This window comes from Streptomyces sp. NPDC005195 (genome assembly GCF_040608315.1).
GTDB lineage: Bacteria > Actinomycetota > Actinomycetes > Streptomycetales > Streptomycetaceae > Streptomyces > Streptomyces kaempferi.
On sequence record NZ_JBEXHZ010000022.1, the window covers coordinates 93,560 to 112,740 of the forward strand.

Here is a 19,181-nt window from a genome sequence, read left to right on the forward strand (position 1 = left end):
GTCAGTCCCGGTCGGCGTACTTCTCGCGCAGTTCGATCTTCCGGACCTTGCCGGACACCGTCATCGGGAAGGCCTCCAGGATGCGCAGGCGGCTGGGAATCTTGTAGTGGGCCAGCCGGCCCTCGCAGAAGGCGCGCAGTTCCGCCATCGTCGGCGGGTCGGCCGGGTCACGGGCGATGACGCAGGCGAGCACCTCCTCGCCGTACCGCTCGTGGGGCACTCCGACCACCTGGACGTCGGCGATCTTCGGATGGGCGTAGAGGAACTCCTCGACCTCCCGCGGATAGATGTTCTCGCCACCCCGGATGATCATGTCCTTGATGCGGCCGACGATCTCGACGTACCCGTCCTCGCGCATCACGGCGAGGTCCCCGGTATGCATCCAGCGCCCGGGGTCGACGGCCTCGGCGGTCTTCCCGGGCTCGTTCCAGTAGCCGAGCATCACGCTGTAGCCCCGGGTGCACAACTCGCCCGAGGTTCCCCGGGGCCGGGTCACACCGTCCACCGGGTCGACGACCTTGACCTCGAGGTGCGGAAGCACCCGCCCGACGGTGCCGGTGCGGTGTTCCAGGTCGTCGTCCCGGCGGGTCTGCAGGGAGACCGGTGAGGTCTCGGTCATGCCGTAGCAGATGGAGACCTCCGCCATGTGCATCTCGGCGACCACCCGTTTCATCACCTCGACCGGGCACGGCGAGCCCGCCATGATCCCGGTGCGGAGCGAGGACAGGTCGTACGTCGCGAATCCGGGGAGGTTCAACTCCGCGATGAACATGGTCGGGACGCCGTACAGCGAGGTGCAGCGCTCGTCCTGGACCGCGCGCAGCGTCGCGGCCGGATCGAAGGACGGGGCCGGGATGACGATGCACGCGCCGTGCGAGGTCGCCGCGAGGTTCCCCATCACCATGCCGAAGCAGTGGTAGAAGGGCACGGGGACGCAGATGCGGTCCTGCTCGGTGTAAGCGATCGACTCGCCCACGAAGTAGCCGTTGTTGAGGATGTTGTGGTGGGAGAGCGTGGCCCCCTTGGGAAAGCCGGTGGTCCCCGAGGTGTACTGGATGTTGATCGGGTCGTCGCAGGACAGCTCGCTCCCGCGGGTCCAGAAGTCGTCGTACAGATCGGGCGTCCCGCGCCGGATCAGCGCGTCCCAGCTCGGGTCGCCGATGTAGACGGTCTCCCGCAACCGCGGGCAGTTGCACCGCACTTGCTCGACCATCGCGCGGTAGTCGCTGGTCCTGTGCCGGAGGGAGGCGACCAGCAGCGAGACGCCGGCCTGCTGGAGGACGTACTCGACCTCGTGGGTGCGGTAGGCGGGGTTGATGTTCACCATGACGGCGCCGATGCGGGCGGTCGCGTACTGGACGAGCACCCACTCCGGGCAGTTGACCGCCCAGATGCCCACCCGGTCGCCCTTGGCGACACCGGAGGCGAGCAGCGCGTACGCCAACCCCTCGACGTCGGCGGCGAATTCGGCGTACGTCCAGCGTCGCCCCGAGGGCACGTCGACGAGGGCCTCCCGGTCCGGCCAGGCCGACACCGTCCGGTCCAGGTTGGCCCCGATCGTGTCACCCAGCAGAGCGGTCCCGCTCGTGCCGTGCGTGTAGGAGAGTTCGGTCACCGGAAGTCCTCCTCGCGGTACTCGGCGTCCGAGCCCGCGGCCGTGGCCTCGCGCAGCTCGATCCGGCGGATCTTGCCCGACACCGTCTTGGGCAGCTCGCCGAACTCCAGGCGCCGGATGCGCTTGTACGGCGCGAGGACCGTGCGCGAGTGCTCGAAGAGCACCTTGGCGACGTCGGGACCTGGCTCGTGGCCCGCCGCGAGGACCACGTACGCCTTGGGGACGGCGAGCCGCAGCGCGTCGGGCGCCGGGACGACGGCTGCCTCCGCCACCGCCTCGTGCTCCAGCAGCGCGCTCTCCAGCTCGAAGGGCGAGATCTTGTAGTCGGAGGCTTTGAAGACGTCGTCGGACCGGCCCACGTACGTGAGGTAGCCGTCGGCGTCGCGTGCGCCGATGTCGCCCGTCCGGTAGTAGCCGCCCGCCATCGCCTCCGCGGTGCGGTCGGGGTCGCCGTGGTAGCCGGTCATCAGACCCACCGGCCTGCTCGACAGGTCGAGCGCGATCTCCCCCTCGTCCACGCCCGGCGCGCCGGAGACCGGGTCGAGGAGTTCGACGCGGAAGCCGGGGCTCGGCCGCCCCATGGAACCCGTCTTGAGCCGCTGACCGGGGCTGTTGGAGACCTGGACGGCCGTCTCGGTCTGCCCGAACCCGTCCCGGACGGTGACCCCCCAGGCCCGCCGCACCTGTTCGATGACCTCGGGGTTGAGCGGCTCGCCCGCGGCGACGGCCTCGCGCGGGGGCGTCGGCAGCTGCGTCAGGTCGGCCTGGATGAGCATGCGCCACACGGTGGGCGGGGCGCAGAAGGTGGTGACCCCGGCCCGGTCCATCTCCGCGAGCAGCCGGCCCGCGTCGAAACGTGTGTAGTTGTGGATGAAGACGGTGGCCTCCGCGTTCCAGGGCGCGAAGAGGTTGGACCAGGCGTGCTTGGCCCAGCCCGGTGAGGAGATGTTCAGGTGCACGTCGCCGGGCTCGAGCCCGATCCAGTACATCGTCGACAGATGGCCGATCGGGTACGAGGCGTGCGTGTGCTCGACGAGTTTGGGGCGGGCGGTGGTACCGGAGGTGAAGTAGAGCATCAGCGGGTCGTCCGAGTGGGTCACACCGTCCGGTTCGAACGACGCGTCGGCGGCGTACGCCTCCTCGTACGGCTGCCAGCCGGGCCGTCCGCCGCCGACCGTGATCCGGGTGTGACGGCCGGGCACCTCGTCGAACTTCGCGGTGTCCTCGGCGCGCACGATCACGTGCCGGACCTGGCCGCGCTCGACGCGGTCACGCAGATCGGCCGGGCCGAGCAGCGTGGTCGCCGGGATGACGACGGCACGCAGCTTCATCGCGGCGAGGGCCGTCTCCCACAGCTCGACCTGGTTGCCGAGCATGACGAGGATCCGGTCCTCGGCGCGCACGCCCCGCGAGCGCAGCCAGTTGGCCAGCCGGTCGGAGCGCTCGGACAGCGCGGCGAAGGAGAACTCGGCGCGCGCGCCGTCCTCCTCGACGATGTGCAGGGCGGTGCGGTCGTTGCCGCGCGCGATGACGTCGAACCAGTCGAGTGCCCAGTTGAAGGAGTCCGGACGCGGCCACTCGAAGCCCTGGTACGCCGTCGCGTAGTCCTCCCGGTGCTCCAGCAGGAAGTCCCGCGCGGCGCGGAATCGCTCCGTCGCGTCCGTCGTCACCGTCATGTGTCCTCCTCGTTGCCGGACCACCGCCTAACATCGTGTATTCCGTCAGGGAGGTCTCACTACCCCCGAACGGGGGTGCGCCGCGACGAAGGGGCGAACAGGTGGCAGCAGAAACGGCCGACGCGGTGGAGATGCGCGCCGCGCTGGTAGGGCTGCGGCGCGTCACGGGACTGCCGGTCGCGTTCGGCGGCCTGGTCGAGTCCGGGCGCGCGCAGGTGCGCATCAGCGAACTCAGCGGCACGGCGACGCCCGCGCTCAGCGCGCTCGCGGTGTCGTCGGGCAACGGTCTGGGCGGCAAGGCGGTGGCCCTCGCGCGGCCCTGCGCGGTGACGTACTACTCGGCCTCGCGACAGATCAGCCACGAGTACGACGTGGCGGTCGCCACCGAGGGACTGTGCTCGGTGCTGGCGGTGCCCGTGGTCGTACGCCGCCGGGTGCGCGGCGTGCTGTACGGCGCCCTGCGGACGGCGCAGCCCCTGGGTGACCGCACGCTCGGCGCGGCCGTGGCGGCGGCCCGGGACGTGGAGCAGGCGCTGGTCGTACGGGACGAGGCGCGGGGTCTGCTGGCCGTCGCGCGGGAGCCCGAGCCGGTGACCGGAAGCGCCGCGTGGGAGGAGGTGCGGGAGGCGCACGGGGCGCTGCGGGCGCTGGCACCGCGTATCGGCGACCCGGCGCTGCGGGCCGAACTCCTCGACGTGTGCGGGCGCCTGGCCGGCGCGGCGGCCCCCGAGCCCGGCGGACCGCAGGTCGGGCTCGCCCCGCGCGAGGTGGACGTCCTGGCCTGTGTCGCGGCCGGCGCCACCAACGGAAGCGCGGCACAGCGGCTGGGGCTGCGCCCCGAGACGGTCAAGGGATATCTGCGGTCGGCGATGCGCAAGCTCGGCGCCCACACGCGCTGGGAGGCGGTGATCGCGGCACGCCGCGCCGGACTGCTGCCGTAGGAAGGGGTGCCGTAGGAAGGGGTGATGTCCGGGCGGCGGTTGCGGCGCGGTGGTTCTGCGGGCGGCGGTTTCGCGGGCGGACGGTGTGCGGTGGTGGGCGGCCGGCGGTGGGCGGACGGTTTGCGGGCGGTGGGCGGGAGGTGGGCGGCCTGGATGTTCCATTCAATGGGTCGTACTCTGAAATGCCCTATGCATAGCTCCTGTTATTTCCCTCACCACCCCGAGAGTCCGAAATTCAAAGAGTTATTGCCTAACATTGGCCCGGACACGACATGCGAGGGGAGCGGTGACCGTGCGAGGGGACTTCAAGGAACCTGCGAGACCCCGCCCCGACCTGGTCATCGGCCGGGAGGAGCTCTTCGCGGCGGCACGCGAGCAGCTCGCCGGCGGAGGCAGCCTGCTGGTGCACGGCCCCGCCGGAATAGGAAAGTCGACCGTCCTGCGGGCGCTGGCCGCGGAAAGCGCCGAATCGGCGCACACCGTGTTGCGCTGCTCCGCGACCGAGTCCGAATCGCATCTGCCCTTCCTCGCGCTGACCGACCTGCTCGGCCTGGTGGTGGACACGGTCTCGGACCGGCTGCCCGCGCCGCAGCGCACCGCCCTGGAGTCGGCCCTCACCGGCCGTGGCGAGTCGACCCTGCAAAGGGACGGGCTCGCCCTGCGGCTCGCGGTCCTCTCCGTGCTCCGGGCGCTGGCCGCGCGGGGCCCCGTCCTGATCGTCGCCGACGACCTGCAGTGGCTGGACCCGGCCAGCGCCGAGCTGCTCGGTTTCGCCGCCCGCCGGCTCGGCGAGATGCCCGTACGGATGCTGTGCGCCGTGCGTACCGACACCGATCCGCAGGACCAACAGCACGACCCCTATCTACGCACGTCCCCGCCGAACACCCTGGCCGTGCGGCTCAACCCGCTCTCCCGGACACAGACCGCCGAACTCCTCGGCCACCGCGGCCACACCGGGCTGTCGCGTTCCACCGTCCGCGACATCCACCGCACCAGCGGCGGCAACCCGCTCTTCGCCCTGGAGCTCGGCCGCGCGCTCGCCGAGAGCCCGACCCGGCCGAGCCCCGGTGAACCACTGCCCGTACCGACCTCGCTGCGCGCGCTCGTCCTCAGCCGTCTGCAGATGCTGTCCGCCGAGGCCCGCCGCACCCTGCTCGTCGCGAGCGCGGGGGCCCGCCCCACGGTGGCGCTGCTGCACGCGGCCGGGCGTGCGGACGCCGAGGCCGAGACCGCGCACGCGGCCTCGCTCGGACTGCTGGCGACCGAACGCGAGACACCGGGTATCCGTTTCGCGCATCCCCTCATCTCCGCCGCCCTGTACGCGGAGGCGAGCGCCGCCGAGCGCCGCGCCGCGCACGTCGCGCTCTCCACGGCGGCCTCCGACCCCATCGAGCGGGCCCGGCACCTCGCCCTGGCCACGACCGGCACCGATCCACAGGTCGCCGCGCGGCTCGGGGAGGCGGCGGCCGCGGCCCGCGACCGCGGCGCGCCGTCGGTCGCCGCCGGGCTCGGCCTGCTCGCCGCCCGGCACACTCCCGTGGACGCCGAGCCCGGCCCGGACGAACGGCGGTTGCAGGCGGCCGAGGACGCCCTGACCGCCGGCGAGTCGGACCTCGCGCGGGACATCGCCCGCGACGCGCTGCGCCGGGTCACCGCGCCGGCCGACCGCGTACGGGGCTGGATGGTCGTCATCGACGCGGCGGGGCAGGCCATGGCCGAGGTCGACGCCGTCTTCCCGCAGGCGCTCGCGGACGCGGGTGAGGACCCGCGGCTGCTCGCGCTGGTGCGCTATCAGCTCGCCTGGCGGGCGCTGCTGGTCGAGGGCGAGATGACCAAGGGCCGCGAGGAGGCCGCCATCGCCGCCCAGCTCGCCGCCCGCGCCGGGGACCGGCCCACCGAACTCCTCGCGCTCGGTTTCCAGGCGCAGATGGAGACCCTGATGGGCCACCCGGGCGCGCCCGCGACCATCCAGCGGGCGCTGCGCGAGCCGCAGGATCCCCGGGTGGCGTGCGATCACAACGGCGCCGGTGCCGTCCGCTTCCGCTGGCTGATCATGGGCGACCAGCTCGCCGAGGCGCGCACCACGATCACCGCCCTGCTGCGCGAGGTGCGGCGGCGCGGGATGGTCGAGAGCGAGGTGCACTTCCTGCGCGGCCTCGCGGAGACCGAGCTGCGTTCCGGACACTGCGGGCGGGCATTGGACCTGGCCCGCGAGAGCCTGCGGCTCGCCCGCGACACGGGGATCGGCGAGGCGGCGACCGCCATGTTCACCTCGCTCGCGGAGGCCGCGGGTGGTGACGTGGACCGGGCGCTCACCCTCGCGCGGGAGGCCGTGGACCGCGCCGAGGAGGACGGCGACCTCGTCTATCTCTCGCGCGCCCTCGGCGCCCTCGGGCACGCCCAGCTGGTCGCCGGGGACTCCGTGGCGGTGGTCCGGTCCCTGCGCCGGGTACGGGAGCTGGAGGAGCGGCTCGGGGTCACCGACCCGGCCCGCGGCCGCTGGCACGGCGACCTCGCGGAAGCGCTGGTGCGGATCGGTGAGCCGGTCGAGGCGCAGGACGTCATCGACGCCACACGGGCGCGGGCGCTGCGGCTCGGCCGCGAGAGCGTGCTCGCGGTGCTCGACCGGGCCGAGGCGCTGGTCCGGGCGGCGCGCGGCGAGCAGGGTCCCGCCGTACGGCAGCTGACCGCGGCGCAGGACCGGCTCGGCAAGCTGGGCTACGGGCTGGAGGAGGCCCGCGCCGCGTACGCCCTGGCGCACGTGCGGACCCTCCCCCAAGCTCTCGGCCTCGGTCGAACAGGGGGGACCCCCACGCCGGGCCCGACCTCGTACGACGAGGCGACCCGCCTGTTCCGCCGCTGCCGCGCGATGCCCTGGCTGCGTCAGGTGGAGAGAGCGACCGCGACGACTACGGCGCCGGTGACCGGGCCCACGCAGGCCGCGCCGGCTCCCGCGGCGCTCGACACCCTCGCGGCGACGGAGCGTCAGGTCGCCGCACTCGTCATGGAGGGCGCCACGAACCGGGAGATCGCGGCGCGCCTGTTCATCAGCGTGAAGACCGTGGAGGCCACGCTCACCCGGGTGTACCGGAAGCTGGGGATCCGGTCGCGGGTGGACATCGTCCGGCTGGCGGCGCGGCGCAGGAACGGATGAACCCGGTATCGGGTGACCGATATCGGGGTGGCGCGCCGGCCGTCGGGGCACCCGGGGCGTCGTGCCCCATCACTGACGACCTGTCATCAGGACTCTCACCAGGGCCGGTCGGGCCGTCCGGTGGGTGTGGGTGACGCCGTGCAGGGCGGTGCGGGCTGTCGGGAGGGGCCGGACCTTACGCTAAACCCCGGTCCGTGCAGCCAAGGGTTTTCCCTCCTCCAACTCCGCTAGGGAGTTCCCCCCTTGGAAGCGGAACGCTCCCGCTTCTAGCGTGAGCGTCGTGCCGCTCGCTCGGGCACACGGCGTCTGCCCGCAGGCGCCGTGTCCAACCCCCCACACCCGTGCGTCCCCCCACCGGCAACTTCTGAGGAGATCCATGTTCGCGCTCAACCGCGCCACGAAGACAGCCGCTCTCTGTACGGCGGCCGCTGCCGCCGCCGCGACGGCTCTCCTGTGCGCACCGGGCGCCGTCGCCGCCCCGCAGCCGATCGTCGGCGGCACGACGACCACCACGACCGCGTACCCGTTCATGATGCAGATCACGGACGCCTCGCAGAACCAGTTCTGCGGGGGCACCCTGGTCGCGGCCAACAAGGTCGTCACCGCCGCCCACTGCATGGTCGGCGAGACGACGAGCAGTGTCCGCGTCATCGGCGGCAGAACGTACCTCAACGGTACGAACGGCACCGTCAGCAAGGTCGGCAGGATCTGGATCAACCCCGGCTACACGGACGCCACCAACGGCGACGACGTGGCCGTGCTGACCCTGTCGACGTCGATGTCGTACACCCCGGCGTCGTACGTCGCCTCCACGAACACCGGCGTGTACGCGGCCGGCTCCACCGCCCGCATCGTCGGCTGGGGCACCACGTCGGAGAGCGGCAGCTCCTCCAACCAGCTGCGCACCGCGACCGTCCCGATCGTCTCGGACTCCAGCTGCAGGAGTTCGTACGGCTCCGACTACGTGGCCTCCGACATGGTCTGCGCCGGTTACACCAACGGCGGCACCGACACCTGCCAGGGCGACAGCGGCGGCCCGCTGCTCATCGGCGGTGTGCTGGCCGGCATCACGTCCTGGGGCAACGGCTGCGCGGAGGCCGGCTACCCCGGCGTGTACACCCGCCTGACGACCTTCTCGAACCTGGTGAAGACGCAGATCAACTCGTAGTCACCGAACCACTCCTGAGCATCGCTCAGGCACAGACCAGGGGGCGTTGCGGGCCTCCACGAGCGGCCCGCAACGCCCCCTGTTCCACACCCCCGTCACGGCAGGCACGTCCGGCGGAGGGTCCGGCAGGCACGTCCGGGGCGGGCCCTACCCCGTGACGGTCCCGAAGCGGATGTCGTACGACCCGTCGCCGGACATCACCCGAAGCGTCCGCTCCGCCTCCTCCACCACCTCGTCCCGCCGCCCCTTCGTGAGCCTGCCGAAGGGTTCGATGGTGAGGACGTTCCCGTCCTGCCGCCACACCCCCGCCAGGAATCCGTCGACGAGGAGGGTGCGGTGGGCCTGGTTGCCCGCCCAGGTACGGCCCTTGAGGGCGGCGGGCACCACCCGGGAGCGGTCGGCGTGCGCGAGGAGCAGGTTGTCGAACTCGGGCAGGAGACGCGGCGGGGCCGGCGTGTCCGCGTCCGGGCGGGGCGCGTCCGGAAGGTCGAAGAGTTCGACGCCCTTCTCGTCGCGGAACGTGACCAGCCGCGGCCGCAGCCGCTCGAACGCCTCCCGGAGCCGGGTCAGCCCCGCCCAGGTCTGCATGTCCTTGACGGAGGCGGGCCCGAAGGCGGCCAGATAGCGCAGCACGGTCGCGTCGGGAGCAGGCGTGGGCTCTGCGGGGCGGCCGAGCCAGTGCTCGGCCGTGGTCAGCGCGACCTGGCCGCCGCGGCCCCACAGTCCGCGCGGGGTGACCTGGACGAGCGGCAGCCCGCAGCGCGCGGCGACCGAGAGCGCGAACGGGTCGGCGTACGGCCACTCGGCGAGCAGTTCCTCCCGCAGCTGCCCCATGGTGCGCGGCTGGGCCTCCACCAGCTCCCGGCTGATCACGGCGAGCCGCTCCAGGTCGACGCCCACGAGCCCCTTGCGGAAGGCGTGGAGTTCCCGGTCCCGGGCGGCCTGCACGAGTGGGCGCAGCGAGAGCGCGTCGTCGGCCGTGTGCGTGTGGATGGTGGAGCGCAGGGTGACGATACGGACGACGGCGCGGTCCGCCATGGCCGTCGACAGATCCTCTGGACAGAACCCTTCGAGGCGGGCGGCGAGGGCGTAGTACGGCGGTTTCACGTTCTGCGCCTGGAGACCGAGGAGGTGGCCGACGGCCTCCGTGGCGGTGAGAGCGGCGGACCGGCGCAGCAGGTGCTGGCGCTCCAGGGTCGCCCGGTTGAGGGCACGGGGGCCGAGTACGGGCCCGGCGGGGGAAGCGTTGCCCGCGCGCGCGGTCGTGTGCGTACTTCCGCAGTACGCCTCGGCGCCGTACGCCTCCGGGGAGCCCGCCGTCGTGCCGTTCGTCCTCGTCATGTCCCGCACGCTAGCTAGGCTTGTGGACACCTTCTGTCCGCGATGTCCGGCGAGCCTTGGCCCGGTCGGCACGCCCGCCCCCTACCCGGGACATTTGACCCGTATATCCTGCTCCGTGATCACACACGCGTACGGACCGACATGGGAGGCAGCCGCAATGTCCGAGCGACGCCCCCGCCCGGCCGCCAGGAACGGCAAGAAGTCCGTCTGGCGGCGCGCCCTCAACGCGCCGGCCGCACCCCCCGTCACACCCCCGGCGCCCCGTCCCGACCCGCCGGCGACGGAAACCTCCGACACCGGCAGCGTCGTACAGGCGGCCCTGTACCGCGACGGCGTACGCGTCTCGACGCCCGCGTCCCTCGCCGACACCTTCCGTGAACTGCGCGACCAGCCCGACGGCATGGCGTGGATCGGCCTGGCCCGCCCCACGGAGGCCGAACTCCTCTCCCTGGCCGCCGAGTTCGATCTGCACCCGCTCGCCGTCGAGGACGCGATGGAGGCGCACCAGCGTCCGAAGCTGGAGCGCTACGGCGAGACCCTCTTCGTCGTGCTGCGCGCCGCGCGCTATCTGGACGCGCTGGAGGAGGTCGACTTCGGCGAGCTGCACGTGTTCGTGGGCCCCGACTTCCTGATCACGGTCCGGCACGGCGCGGCACCGGACCTCTCCGCGGTGCGACGCCGGATGGAGGACACCACCGAGCTGCTGAAGCTCGGTCCGGAGGCCGTCCTCTACGCGATCCTCGACTCCGTCGTCGACGGGTACGTGCCCGTCGTCTCCGGCGTCCAGAACGACATCGACGAGATCGAGACCGAGGTCTTCCGCGGCGACCCCGCGGTCTCCCGCCGCATCTACGAGCTCTCCCGCGAGATGGTCGAGTTCCAGCGGGCCACCCGTCCGCTGGTCGGCATGCTGCACGCCCTGATGGCCGGCTTCGCCAAGTACGGCACCGACGAGGAGCTGCAGCGCTACCTCCGCGACGTCGCCGACCACGTCACCCACACCAGCGAACGCGTCGACGGCTTCCGCCAGGCCCTCGCCGACATCCTCACCGTCAACGCGACCCTGGTCACCCAGCAGCAGAACGCCGAGATGCGCGCCCTGGCCGAGGCGGGCTTCGAACAGAACGAGGAGATCAAGAAGATCTCTTCCTGGGCGGCGATTCTGTTCGCGCCGACGCTGGTGGGGACGATCTACGGGATGAACTTCGACCGGATGCCGGAGTTGCACTGGATGCTCGGGTATCCCTTCGCCATTGTCCTGATGGCTGTTGTATGTACCAGTTTGTACGTGATCTTCAAACGGAAAGACTGGCTCTGAGCAATCGCCCCCGGAGGCGATTCCGGCGTCGCGGAAGAAACGCCGTGGTGACGTTCTTCCACGAGACCTATGCCGATGCCGTGAGTGCCGACGGGTCCGAAGCTCTGTGAAACGTCCTGGACGGAACCGATGACTTGCCCCTCGTCGGCCCCAGCGTGAATACGGGCCAGTTCGAGCAGCGCGAGCGGGATCCCGCACGGGCGAGTCGTCGGCCTTCTTCCGCGCGTGCTGGTGATGCCGTCGCCGCGAAGCGGGGGACGGCCGGATCATCGCCGTCCCTGTGGGCCTGCGAGAAGACCTCCAGGTCAGGGCCGGCCGTGGTAGGTGAACTCCAGGCTGTACCCATCGGGGTCGAAGACGTTGGCCGCGTAGTACCCGGGAGCGAAGTAGGGGCGATCCCCGGGCGCACCGTTGTCGGTCGCGCCCGCTTCCATGGCGGCCGCGTATGCCGCGTCGACGACCTCTCGTGAGGGCGCGGTGAATCCGACGTGGGCGGCGTGCCCTTGGCTGTCGCCTTCGCGCAGCCAGAACGTGAAGGCCGTGTCGGTGCCGAACCCCGACAGGTCGCCGACCCACTCCGGAGCGGTCGAGCCGTCGAAGTCGAACACGTGGCGCATACCCAACGGCTTCAGCGCCCGGCCGTAGAACTCCACGGAACGCTCCCGGTCGCTCACCGTAAGGAAGACATGATCGATCATGGTGCTCATCACTTTCTGGGGACCGAGGACGCTGCCTGTATCAGCGTCCAAGAGGGGTGGGATTGCTTCATCTCGGCCTCCAGGGAGGCCAGAGGCCGTGGCGGGCCACTTGTCGGCGGGCCCTCCCCCGTACTCAGCCGTTGAGCAGCTGCATCTGGTCGGGGGTGTAGCGGTCGCCGGCGACGATCCCGTGCGGGGCCACCGCGTCGATGGCGGCCCTCTCCGCCGCGGTGATGGTGACGGCGGCTGCGGCGCTGTTCTCTTCCAGGTAGCGGCGGCGCTTGGTGCCGGGGATGGCGACCGCGCCCTGGTGCAGGACCCAGGCGAGGGCCAGCTGGGAGGGAGTGATCCGCTTGGCGGCGGCGATCCGGCGGACCTCGTCGACCACGGCGAGGTTGCGCTGGAAGTTCTCGCCCTGGTACCGGGGGTCGATGCGGCGGTAGTCGTCGTCGAAGTCGTCCGGGCTGGTGATCGCGCCGGTGAGGAAGCCCCGCCCCAGCGGCGCGTAGGCGACCAGGCCGATTCCGAGCTCGTTGAGGGTGGCCATGACCCCGTCCTGCTCGATGCCGCGCTCGAAGAGCGAGTACTCGGTCTGGACCGCGGCCAGCGGGTGGACGCGGTGGGCGCGGCGGATGGTCCCCGGTGAGGCTTCGGACAGGCCGATGTGGCGGACCTTGCCGGCGTCCACCAGCCCCCCCAGCGCGCCGATGGTCTCCTCGACCGGCACCTGCGGGTCGACGCGGTGCAGGTAGTAGAGATCGACGTGGTCGGTACCCAGGTGACGCAGGGAGCGGTCCAGAGCGCGGCGGATGTACTCGGGGCGCCCGTTGAGGCCGCTCACCGCGCCGTCGTCGCCGATCTCGATTCCGGTCTTGGTGGCTATCACTGCCTGCTCCCGGCGGCCGGTGAGCGCCTTGCCGAGGAGCTGCTCGTTGGCGAAGGGGCCGTAGATCTCGGCGGTGTCGAACAGGGTCACGCCCAGCTCCAGGGCGCGGTCGATGGTGGCCAGCGATTCGGCCTCGTCGGTGCTGCCGTAGAAGGCGCTCATCCCCATGAGGCCGAGTCCCTGGGCGGAGACAGTGAGGTCCCGGCCGCCGAGCGTGCGGAGTTCCATCGTGATCTTCCTTGCGTCGAGGTCACCCAGCCATAGAAACCAACTGGATGGTTGCCATGATGAACCGCATGCCCGCACGCGTCAAACCAACTGGATGGTTACTTGTTAGTGTGGTGACATGCCACGAGACTCCGCCGCGACCAAGACCCGTCTGCTCGACGCCGCCTTCGCCGAGTTCGCCGCGTACGGCCTGGCCGGCGCCCGGGTGGACCGCATCGCCGAGACGGCGCGCGCGAACAAGCAACGGATCTACGCCTACTTCGGCAGCAAGGAGCAGCTGTTCGACGCGGTGATCGACCGGGTGCTCGCCGTGGGTACGGAGACCGTGACCTTCGACGCCGAGGATCTCCCTGGAGTCGCGGGACGGATCTTCGACGACCTGGTCGCCAACCCCGACCTGATGCGCCTGCTCTCCTGGAAGCTGCTGGAGCGCCCCGGCGCCACCGGCCAGGAGGCCGCCACCTACACCGCCAAGACCACAGCCGTGGCGGCGGCCCAGGAGCGGGGCAGGGTCGAGCCGGGGCTCGGCCCGGAGGACCTGGTGGCCTTCGTGCTGGCGCTGGCCCAGGCCTGGTTCAGCCTCACCGGCGGCATGAGCCCGACCAGCGGAGGCACCCCGTGGTCGGCGCAGCGACTGGCCCGGCATCGCGCCGCCGTCGTCGACGCCGTAGGGCGGATCACCACGCCACTCGGGTAGAGCAAGTGGCGGATCACGCACGCCGGTCCACTCAGAAGCAGCGCCGGGACCGGGCGCGCCGGACGCGTCATGGCGCGCGGACCATCGCGCGGGACCGTGCTCCGGCGGCACGGCTCCGCCCGCCGCGCGGCTCGCCCGCACCGGATGACGGACAATGAGAGTGATCGCGATCGTCACGAGACTGCTCCCGGACGGAAAGTAGGCTCAGACGTATGGAGGAGGTCGCCGCCGAAAGCGCTGCGGTCGAGCGCGTGAGCGCAATCGCCGAGATGACTCGGGCCCTTGCCGGTGCGGTCACCGGACATGACGTGGCCGATGTCATGACAGCCCACATGGCGTCCCTGTTCGACGCCAAGGGCGTCGGCGTCTGGGCTCACGAAGACGGTCGCGGGCTCCTGATGGGCAGCGCCGGCTACTCGGAGGAGAGTCTGCGCCGGTTCGAAGGTGTCCGCATCGCGGAGCTTCCGTCGTCGGTCCAGTCCTTCATCGAGGGCACCTTGACCTTCGTCTCCTCCGCGGAGGAGTTCATGGCCCGCTATCCGGAGATTGCCGACCTGCCTGCCGCGACCGGGCTCCAGGCGTGGGCGATCCTGCCCCTGGTCGCTTCGGGGCGCACCGTGGGCGCCGCCTGCGTCGGATACGACCTTCCGCACTCGTTCGACAGCGAGGAACGCGCTCTGCTCACGGCGATGAGCGGGATGGTCGCCCAGGCCCTGGAACGCGCCCGGCTGTACGACGCCGAGCATCGACGGGCCCAGGAACTCCAGCGCGGTCTGCTCCCCCGCCACCTGCCGACCCTGCCCGCCGTGACCACCGCCGCCCGTTACCAGCCCGCCTGTGACGGCACGGACGCGGGCGGCGACTGGTACGACGTCATCCCGCTGTCGGCCGAGCAGGTCGCCCTGGTCGTCGGAGACGTCATGGGGCACGGCGTGTCCGAGGCCGTCGCCATGGGCCGACTGCGTACCGCGGGCCGTACGCTCGCCGATCTCGAACAGCCTCTCGACGAGCTTTTCTTCCACCTCAACGAGGTGGTCGGCAGCCTCGGGGACGGCTTCTACGCCACCTGTCTCTGCATCGTCTACGACCCGGTCAGCCGCATGTGCCAGGCCATCAGCGCCGGCCACCCTCCGCCCGTCATCCTCCGGCCCGACGGAACCAGTTACTTCCCGGACCTGCCCGTCAACCCCCCGCTCGGCGCCGCCACTCCGCCGTTCGACACGGTCGAGTTCAGCCTGCCCGACGGCACCACCATCGCCCTCTACACGGACGGCCTCGTGGAATCCGGCGGACTGGACATCGACGAGGGCATGGGCCGTCTCGCCCGCTGCCTTCGCCCGGCCCGCTCCGGCCCCGACTCCGGCCCCGCCTCCACGGGTGCGGCGACGGAGTCCCTCGACGCTCTGTGCGACCGCGTGATCGCCGGATTGCTGCCCGACCGGGGCAGCCTCAGGGACGACAGCGCGCTGCTCGTCGCCCGCACCCACGCGCTGGCCGCCGAGGACGTCTCCTGCCTGCGGCTGCGGAACGATCCCGCCGCCGCCGGCCAGGCACGCAGGCATGTCCGGGCCCAGCTCACCGCCTGGGGCCTGGACGAGGTGATCATGACCACCGAACTCGTCGTCAGCGAACTCGTCAGCAATGTCGTCCGCCACGCGAGCGGACCGATCACCCTACGGCTGCTGCGCGGCCGAACCCTTGTCTGCGAGGTCGCCGACGCCAGCCCCGTGATGCCCAGGATCCGCCGAGCGGCCGACACCGACGAGGGTGGCCGCGGGCTTCAGCTGATCGCCGCCGTGAGCAGCCGGTGGGGCGCCCGCTACACGGCGTCCGGCAAATGCATCTGGACCGAGCAGCTCCTGCCGGCCTGCCCGCACGGTGGGTGAGGCCCGTACACCCGTTCGGGCCTGGACTGCAATGGGGACCAAGCCTCGTACGGAATCATGACCTCGTTTTGATCCCTGGTATAGAATGATTCCATGGCTGCAGAAGAGCGCTCGGCGATCGTCGACCCAGACCGTCCGATGAACGTCCTCGACGCGCTCTGCCCGAGTCGTGACGTGTTCGTGGACCTGGCGGACAAGTGGGCGCTGCTCATGCTGGTGAGCCTTCGCGAACTCGGTGTCCAGCGCTACTCCGAGCTGCAGCGGTCCCTCGGCGGCATCAGCCGCAAGATGCTGTCCCAGACCCTGAAGACGCTGGAACGGGACGGTCTCGTCCTGCGCACCGTCGACCCCAGGATGGCTCCGCCCCTGGTGCTGTACAGCCTGACCGACCTCGGCAGCGAGCTCTCCGCGGAGATGCGGGCCCTGTGCACCTGGACCGAGAAGCGGGCCGCGACGGTCCATGAGGCCCGCGGCGCCTACGACCGCCGCCAGGCCGTCGACCAGGAAGTCTGACCCTGCGGCGAACGTGAAGGCGCATGGGGCGAAAGCGAGGCTTCGACGAGGCCGCCGTGCTCGGTGTCGTCCGCGACCAGTTCTGGACGACCGGGTTCGCCGGCACACATCGGCTGCTCAACATCATCACGGGCATCGGCTCCGTCGCCGAGGCCGATGCCGACGGGGCGACGCCCGAGCGGACGGCGCGATCCGCCGTGGCCCTGATCCTGGGCCATCACCCGGCACGGGAGCCGGTCAGCCGTTGTCCGTGACCGGTTCCAGGAGGAAGAGCGGGATGTCACGCCCGGTCCCGGCCCGGTACTCGACGAACGACGGGTAGGCGGCGTCCGCACGCTTCCACCATTCGGCCTTCTCCTCCCCTCGGAGCTCGCGAGCGAGCATGTCCTGCTTGACCGCATGGTCCTGCACCTCGACGCGAGGGTGCGAGACGACGTTGTGATACCAGGACGGGTGCGTGTCGGCGCCCCCGTTGGACGCGGCCACCGCGTAGGAGCCTTCGTACTCGACCCTCATCAGGGGCATCTTGCGGACCTTTCCTGACTTCACACCCATAGTGGTCAGGATGATGACCGGCAGGTCCAGGAAGGTTCCCCCTTCCTCGCCGTCGGTGGCCTCGTACTGGGCGACCTGGTCGCGCACCCACGAGGTTGCGCTCGGCTCGTACTCACCGTGGAGAGGCATGGGTCGTACTCCTGGCTGTTTGTCCTGGCGGAGACTTCGAGAAACCCTCGCGATCCCGGTGCGGAGGAGGGATCCCAGGACTCCCTGGGAGGTCGACCACCTCGCGGGAAGTCAATAGTCTCTAATGTAGACCAGACCTCTTCTCGTGTCTAACCCTGTAAAAGAGTTCAGATTCATAATGGAGTGCGCCGGCGGGATGCCGGGCGCGCCGCAGCGGGAGTGGGCGCCGCGGGCGGGTGCCCCGCACGGAAAGGCCTCTGTTCATCAGGCGCCGAAGACCTGGAAATCCGAGACCTGCCCGGCCGGCCAGCCGCTGTTGGCGGTGAAGGTGAGCCGTACGTAGCGGGTGGTGACGGTGGAGGGGAACGTCAGAGTCGCGGTGTTCCCGGTCGCCGGGTCGAAGGTGTAACCCGCCGGGGCGAGAAGCGTGGCGAAGCTTCCGTCGGTACTGCCCTGGACGGAGATGGTCTGGGTGCGGGTGCCCCAGGCGGTCGCCGGGGGAAGCCGAAGGACGATCCGCCTGACGCCGGTGGAGGCGCCCAGATCGGCCTGGACCCACTGCGGGAAGGCGTTGTTGGTGGACTCCCAGTAGGTGTTCGCGTCGCCGTCGGTCGCGTTGCCCGAGGCGTACGTCTGGGTGTGACCGCTCTCCGTGGTGGCCCGGTGGAGGGCGAGGTCGGCATTGCCGGACGGGGCGTCGGTGGTGACGGTGACCTGGTTGGAGGGCCCCGACACGTTTCCCGCCGCGTCGAGGGCGACGACGTCGAAGGTGTACGCGGTGGCCGCGCCGAGTCCGGTCACCGTGAACGAGGTGGCGCCGGTGGTGCCCACCTGGGTGCTGGTCGAACCGGACACCCGAAGGATCCGGTAGCCGGTGACACCGACGTTGTCGGTCGAGGCGTTCCAGCCCAGCGAGACGGAGTCGCTCGTGTGCCCGCTGACGGTCAGCGCAGCCGGCGCGGCGGGCGGTGCGGTGTCGCCGCCGGTGGGGACGACCGGCCGGGTGGGACGGGTGGCGGTCAGCGCGAGCCCGCCCTTGAGCATGCGGCCGCCGTCGCCGGTCAGGCGCAGGTAGTAGTCGGCGGAGCAGGCGGTGCCGTCCTCGTCGAGGGCGAGGAACCCGGAGTCGGTGGGCACCCAGGCCTGCGTCTCGGCGGTCTTGGCGATCTGGTTGCCCTCGTTGTACTCGTCGAACATCGAGATGTAGATGCCCTGCGCCCCGGCCCGGACCACGTTGTAGAACTGCCGCCACATGAAGTCGCCGTGCGCGCGCTGGCGTCCGGACAGGTCGCCGGGCAGCACACACGGCTGGTAGTCGATGCCGTTGGCATCGCAGTCGGCCTGGTCGCCGACGGTGTAGGTGGTGTAGGCGTTGTCGGCCTCGGCCACGTTGCCGATGGCTCCGACCATCCACGGCGAGATCATGTGGAAGGCGTGGTAGACGCCGAGATAGCCGGCCCGTGACCCCCCGGTGCCCGTCCGCCATTCGCGCGGGACGCCGCCGATGACGTAACAGCCCTGCCCCTTGAACCAGTTGACGACGTCGAGGCAGGCGTCGGCCGTGAAGGGGTGGTTGTTGTCGTCGAAGCCGAAGCCCCAGATGCAGACGACCGGCTTGCCGTTCTGCCTCGCGTACGCCGGGGACGCGGTGTGCGCGGACATCTTGTTCGTCCAGTCCGCCTTGATCTCGGACTGCATGTTCGTCCAGTTGGTGACGTCGTACATGAGGTAGAACCTGCGGCCGTACGACTCGGCGGCGCTGCGCACCTTGGCGGCCATGGCGTCGCGGGTGGGACCCTCGCCGCCGGTGGGGTTGAAGCGCTGGAGTGCCGCGGTGTCGATGCCGTTCTGCTGCATCCACAGGAAGTGCGTGTTCACCGTCTGCTGGTCGTACGAGGAGAACAGCGTGGCGGGCCTGCCGTTGCCGAAGGCGGCGTACGACGTCTGGTACGTGTTCGTGTAGTCGCGCAGGTCGGGCCAGCACTTGATGCCGGTGTTGGACGGGGACGGCGACTGGCCCCAGTTCTGGGTCCAGTGCCACCAGCCGTTGACGGGGGCGCCGTCGCCGACGCACGCGAACCAGCCCTGGTACCCGACGCTGACCTTGCCGACCACGTCGCCCGGCGAGCCGGCCGCCGACGCGGGTGCGGCGAGTACGGTCTCGGCGACTCCCGTCGTTCCCACAGCGGTGGCCGCGATCGCGGCCTGCAGGAAGACCCTGCGTGTGACACCCATCTGGACTCCTCCGGCCGGCTGTCGACTTCCGTCGATCACGGGCGTGCGGACTTGGGTGACCGACGCCGACCGGGCCCCTGTGGGGGCCGGTCCCGTCGGGTCGGGTGGGTGCCGCCGGGCACAGGCGCGCCTGTGCCCGGC

At 71.1% G+C, this 19,181-nt stretch carries 15 protein-coding genes; 8 read left to right on the forward strand and 7 right to left on the reverse strand.

Annotated elements, in window-relative coordinates:
* Position 1 precedes the first annotated feature (1 nt).
* Positions 2 to 1,615, reverse strand: coding sequence for an AMP-binding protein (locus ABZV34_RS22670; RefSeq protein ID WP_356279402.1), 1,614 nt, complete (start codon positions 1,613 to 1,615; stop codon positions 2 to 4).
* A complete protein-coding gene (locus ABZV34_RS22675) occupies positions 1,612 to 3,291 on the reverse strand; it encodes an AMP-binding protein (protein ID WP_356279405.1) in 1,680 nt (559 codons plus the stop codon). The genes ABZV34_RS22670 and ABZV34_RS22675 overlap by 4 nt, the downstream gene beginning before the upstream one ends.
* A 101-nt stretch (positions 3,292 to 3,392) precedes the next feature.
* On the opposite strand from ABZV34_RS22675, the gene ABZV34_RS22680 reads away from it, so the two are divergent.
* The 3 genes from ABZV34_RS22680 (at position 3,393) to ABZV34_RS22690 (ending at position 8,554) form a co-directional block, all read left to right on the forward strand.
* Positions 3,393 to 4,232, forward strand: coding sequence for a helix-turn-helix transcriptional regulator (locus ABZV34_RS22680; protein WP_356279408.1), 840 nt, complete (start codon positions 3,393 to 3,395; stop codon positions 4,230 to 4,232).
* A gap of 286 nt (positions 4,233 to 4,518) precedes the next feature.
* Positions 4,519 to 7,386: an AAA family ATPase gene (locus ABZV34_RS22685; protein ID WP_356279410.1), complete on the forward strand. Its 2,868-nt coding sequence runs from the start codon at positions 4,519 to 4,521 to the stop codon at positions 7,384 to 7,386.
* Between the two features lie 376 nt (positions 7,387 to 7,762).
* On the forward strand, positions 7,763 to 8,554 hold the full coding sequence (locus tag ABZV34_RS22690; RefSeq protein WP_356279413.1) for a serine protease: 792 nt from the start codon (positions 7,763 to 7,765) through the stop codon (positions 8,552 to 8,554).
* A gap of 147 nt (positions 8,555 to 8,701) precedes the next feature.
* Here ABZV34_RS22690 and ABZV34_RS22695 read toward each other — a convergent pair whose 3' ends face one another.
* Positions 8,702 to 9,895: a winged helix DNA-binding domain-containing protein gene (locus ABZV34_RS22695; protein ID WP_356279416.1), complete on the reverse strand. Its 1,194-nt coding sequence runs from the start codon at positions 9,893 to 9,895 to the stop codon at positions 8,702 to 8,704.
* Positions 9,896 to 10,052: 157 nt separating this feature from the next.
* Between ABZV34_RS22695 and ABZV34_RS22700 the strand changes: the two genes are divergently transcribed.
* Complete coding sequence (locus tag ABZV34_RS22700) at positions 10,053 to 11,213, forward strand: magnesium and cobalt transport protein CorA (RefSeq protein WP_356279419.1); 1,161 nt, start codon at positions 10,053 to 10,055, stop codon at positions 11,211 to 11,213.
* Between the two features lie 305 nt (positions 11,214 to 11,518).
* On the opposite strand, the gene ABZV34_RS22705 is transcribed toward ABZV34_RS22700, so the two are convergent.
* Together ABZV34_RS22705 and ABZV34_RS22710 are read right to left on the reverse strand one after the other, a co-directional pair.
* Positions 11,519 to 11,920 (reverse strand): VOC family protein, encoded by a 402-nt coding sequence (locus tag ABZV34_RS22705; RefSeq protein ID WP_356279422.1) that lies wholly within the window; start codon positions 11,918 to 11,920, stop codon positions 11,519 to 11,521.
* A 124-nt stretch (positions 11,921 to 12,044) separates the two neighbouring features.
* Positions 12,045 to 13,025, reverse strand: a complete 981-nt coding sequence (locus ABZV34_RS22710) for an aldo/keto reductase (protein ID WP_356279425.1) — start codon at positions 13,023 to 13,025, stop codon at positions 12,045 to 12,047.
* Positions 13,026 to 13,143: 118 nt separating this feature from the next.
* Between ABZV34_RS22710 and ABZV34_RS22715 the strand changes: the two genes are divergently transcribed.
* The 4 genes from ABZV34_RS22715 to ABZV34_RS22730 all read left to right on the forward strand — a co-directional run bounded on the left by ABZV34_RS22715 (position 13,144) and on the right by ABZV34_RS22730 (position 16,375).
* Positions 13,144 to 13,722 (forward strand): TetR family transcriptional regulator, encoded by a 579-nt coding sequence (locus ABZV34_RS22715; RefSeq protein WP_356279428.1) that lies wholly within the window; start codon positions 13,144 to 13,146, stop codon positions 13,720 to 13,722.
* 251 nt (positions 13,723 to 13,973) lie between these two features.
* Positions 13,974 to 15,608, forward strand: coding sequence for a SpoIIE family protein phosphatase (locus tag ABZV34_RS22720; RefSeq protein ID WP_356279431.1), 1,635 nt, complete (start codon positions 13,974 to 13,976; stop codon positions 15,606 to 15,608).
* A gap of 93 nt (positions 15,609 to 15,701) precedes the next feature.
* Entirely contained in the window at positions 15,702 to 16,121 is a 420-nt protein-coding gene (locus tag ABZV34_RS22725; RefSeq protein ID WP_356279434.1) for a helix-turn-helix domain-containing protein, read from the forward strand.
* Positions 16,122 to 16,144: 23 nt separating this feature from the next.
* Positions 16,145 to 16,375, forward strand: coding sequence for a hypothetical protein (locus ABZV34_RS22730; RefSeq protein WP_356279437.1), 231 nt, complete (start codon positions 16,145 to 16,147; stop codon positions 16,373 to 16,375).
* Here ABZV34_RS22730 and ABZV34_RS22735 read toward each other — a convergent pair.
* Both ABZV34_RS22735 and ABZV34_RS22740 read right to left on the reverse strand, forming a co-directional pair.
* The gene (locus ABZV34_RS22735; protein ID WP_356279440.1) at positions 16,359 to 16,805 is read right to left on the reverse strand and encodes a nitroreductase family deazaflavin-dependent oxidoreductase; all 447 of its coding nucleotides are present in this window, start codon (positions 16,803 to 16,805) and stop codon (positions 16,359 to 16,361) included. The two genes, ABZV34_RS22730 and ABZV34_RS22735, sit on opposite strands and share 17 nt — an antisense overlap.
* A gap of 264 nt (positions 16,806 to 17,069) precedes the next feature.
* The gene (locus tag ABZV34_RS22740) at positions 17,070 to 19,040 is read right to left on the reverse strand and encodes a discoidin domain-containing protein (RefSeq protein WP_356279443.1); all 1,971 of its coding nucleotides are present in this window, start codon (positions 19,038 to 19,040) and stop codon (positions 17,070 to 17,072) included.
* Positions 19,041 to 19,181 lie beyond the last annotated feature (141 nt).

Bases quoted from the DNA above. Each gene is read 5' to 3' on its own strand.
- ABZV34_RS22710 (WP_356279425.1), bottom strand. From the start codon at position 13,025: ATGGAACTCCGCACGCTCGGCGGCCGGGACCTCACTGTCTCCGCCCAG.
- ABZV34_RS22725 (WP_356279434.1), top strand. From the start codon at position 15,702: ATGGCTGCAGAAGAGCGCTCGGCGATCGTCGACCCAGACCGTCCGATG.
- ABZV34_RS22690 (WP_356279413.1), top strand. From the start codon at position 7,763: ATGTTCGCGCTCAACCGCGCCACGAAGACAGCCGCTCTCTGTACGGCG.
- ABZV34_RS22735 (WP_356279440.1), bottom strand. From the start codon at position 16,805: ATGCCTCTCCACGGTGAGTACGAGCCGAGCGCAACCTCGTGGGTGCGC.
- ABZV34_RS22715 (WP_356279428.1), top strand. From the start codon at position 13,144: ATGCCACGAGACTCCGCCGCGACCAAGACCCGTCTGCTCGACGCCGCC.
- ABZV34_RS22705 (WP_356279422.1), bottom strand. From the start codon at position 11,920: ATGAGCACCATGATCGATCATGTCTTCCTTACGGTGAGCGACCGGGAG.
- ABZV34_RS22675 (WP_356279405.1), bottom strand. From the start codon at position 3,291: ATGACGGTGACGACGGACGCGACGGAGCGATTCCGCGCCGCGCGGGAC.
- ABZV34_RS22700 (WP_356279419.1), top strand. From the start codon at position 10,053: ATGTCCGAGCGACGCCCCCGCCCGGCCGCCAGGAACGGCAAGAAGTCC.
- ABZV34_RS22740 (WP_356279443.1), bottom strand. From the start codon at position 19,040: ATGGGTGTCACACGCAGGGTCTTCCTGCAGGCCGCGATCGCGGCCACC.
- ABZV34_RS22695 (WP_356279416.1), bottom strand. From the start codon at position 9,895: ATGACGAGGACGAACGGCACGACGGCGGGCTCCCCGGAGGCGTACGGC.
- ABZV34_RS22730 (WP_356279437.1), top strand. From the start codon at position 16,145: ATGGGGCGAAAGCGAGGCTTCGACGAGGCCGCCGTGCTCGGTGTCGTC.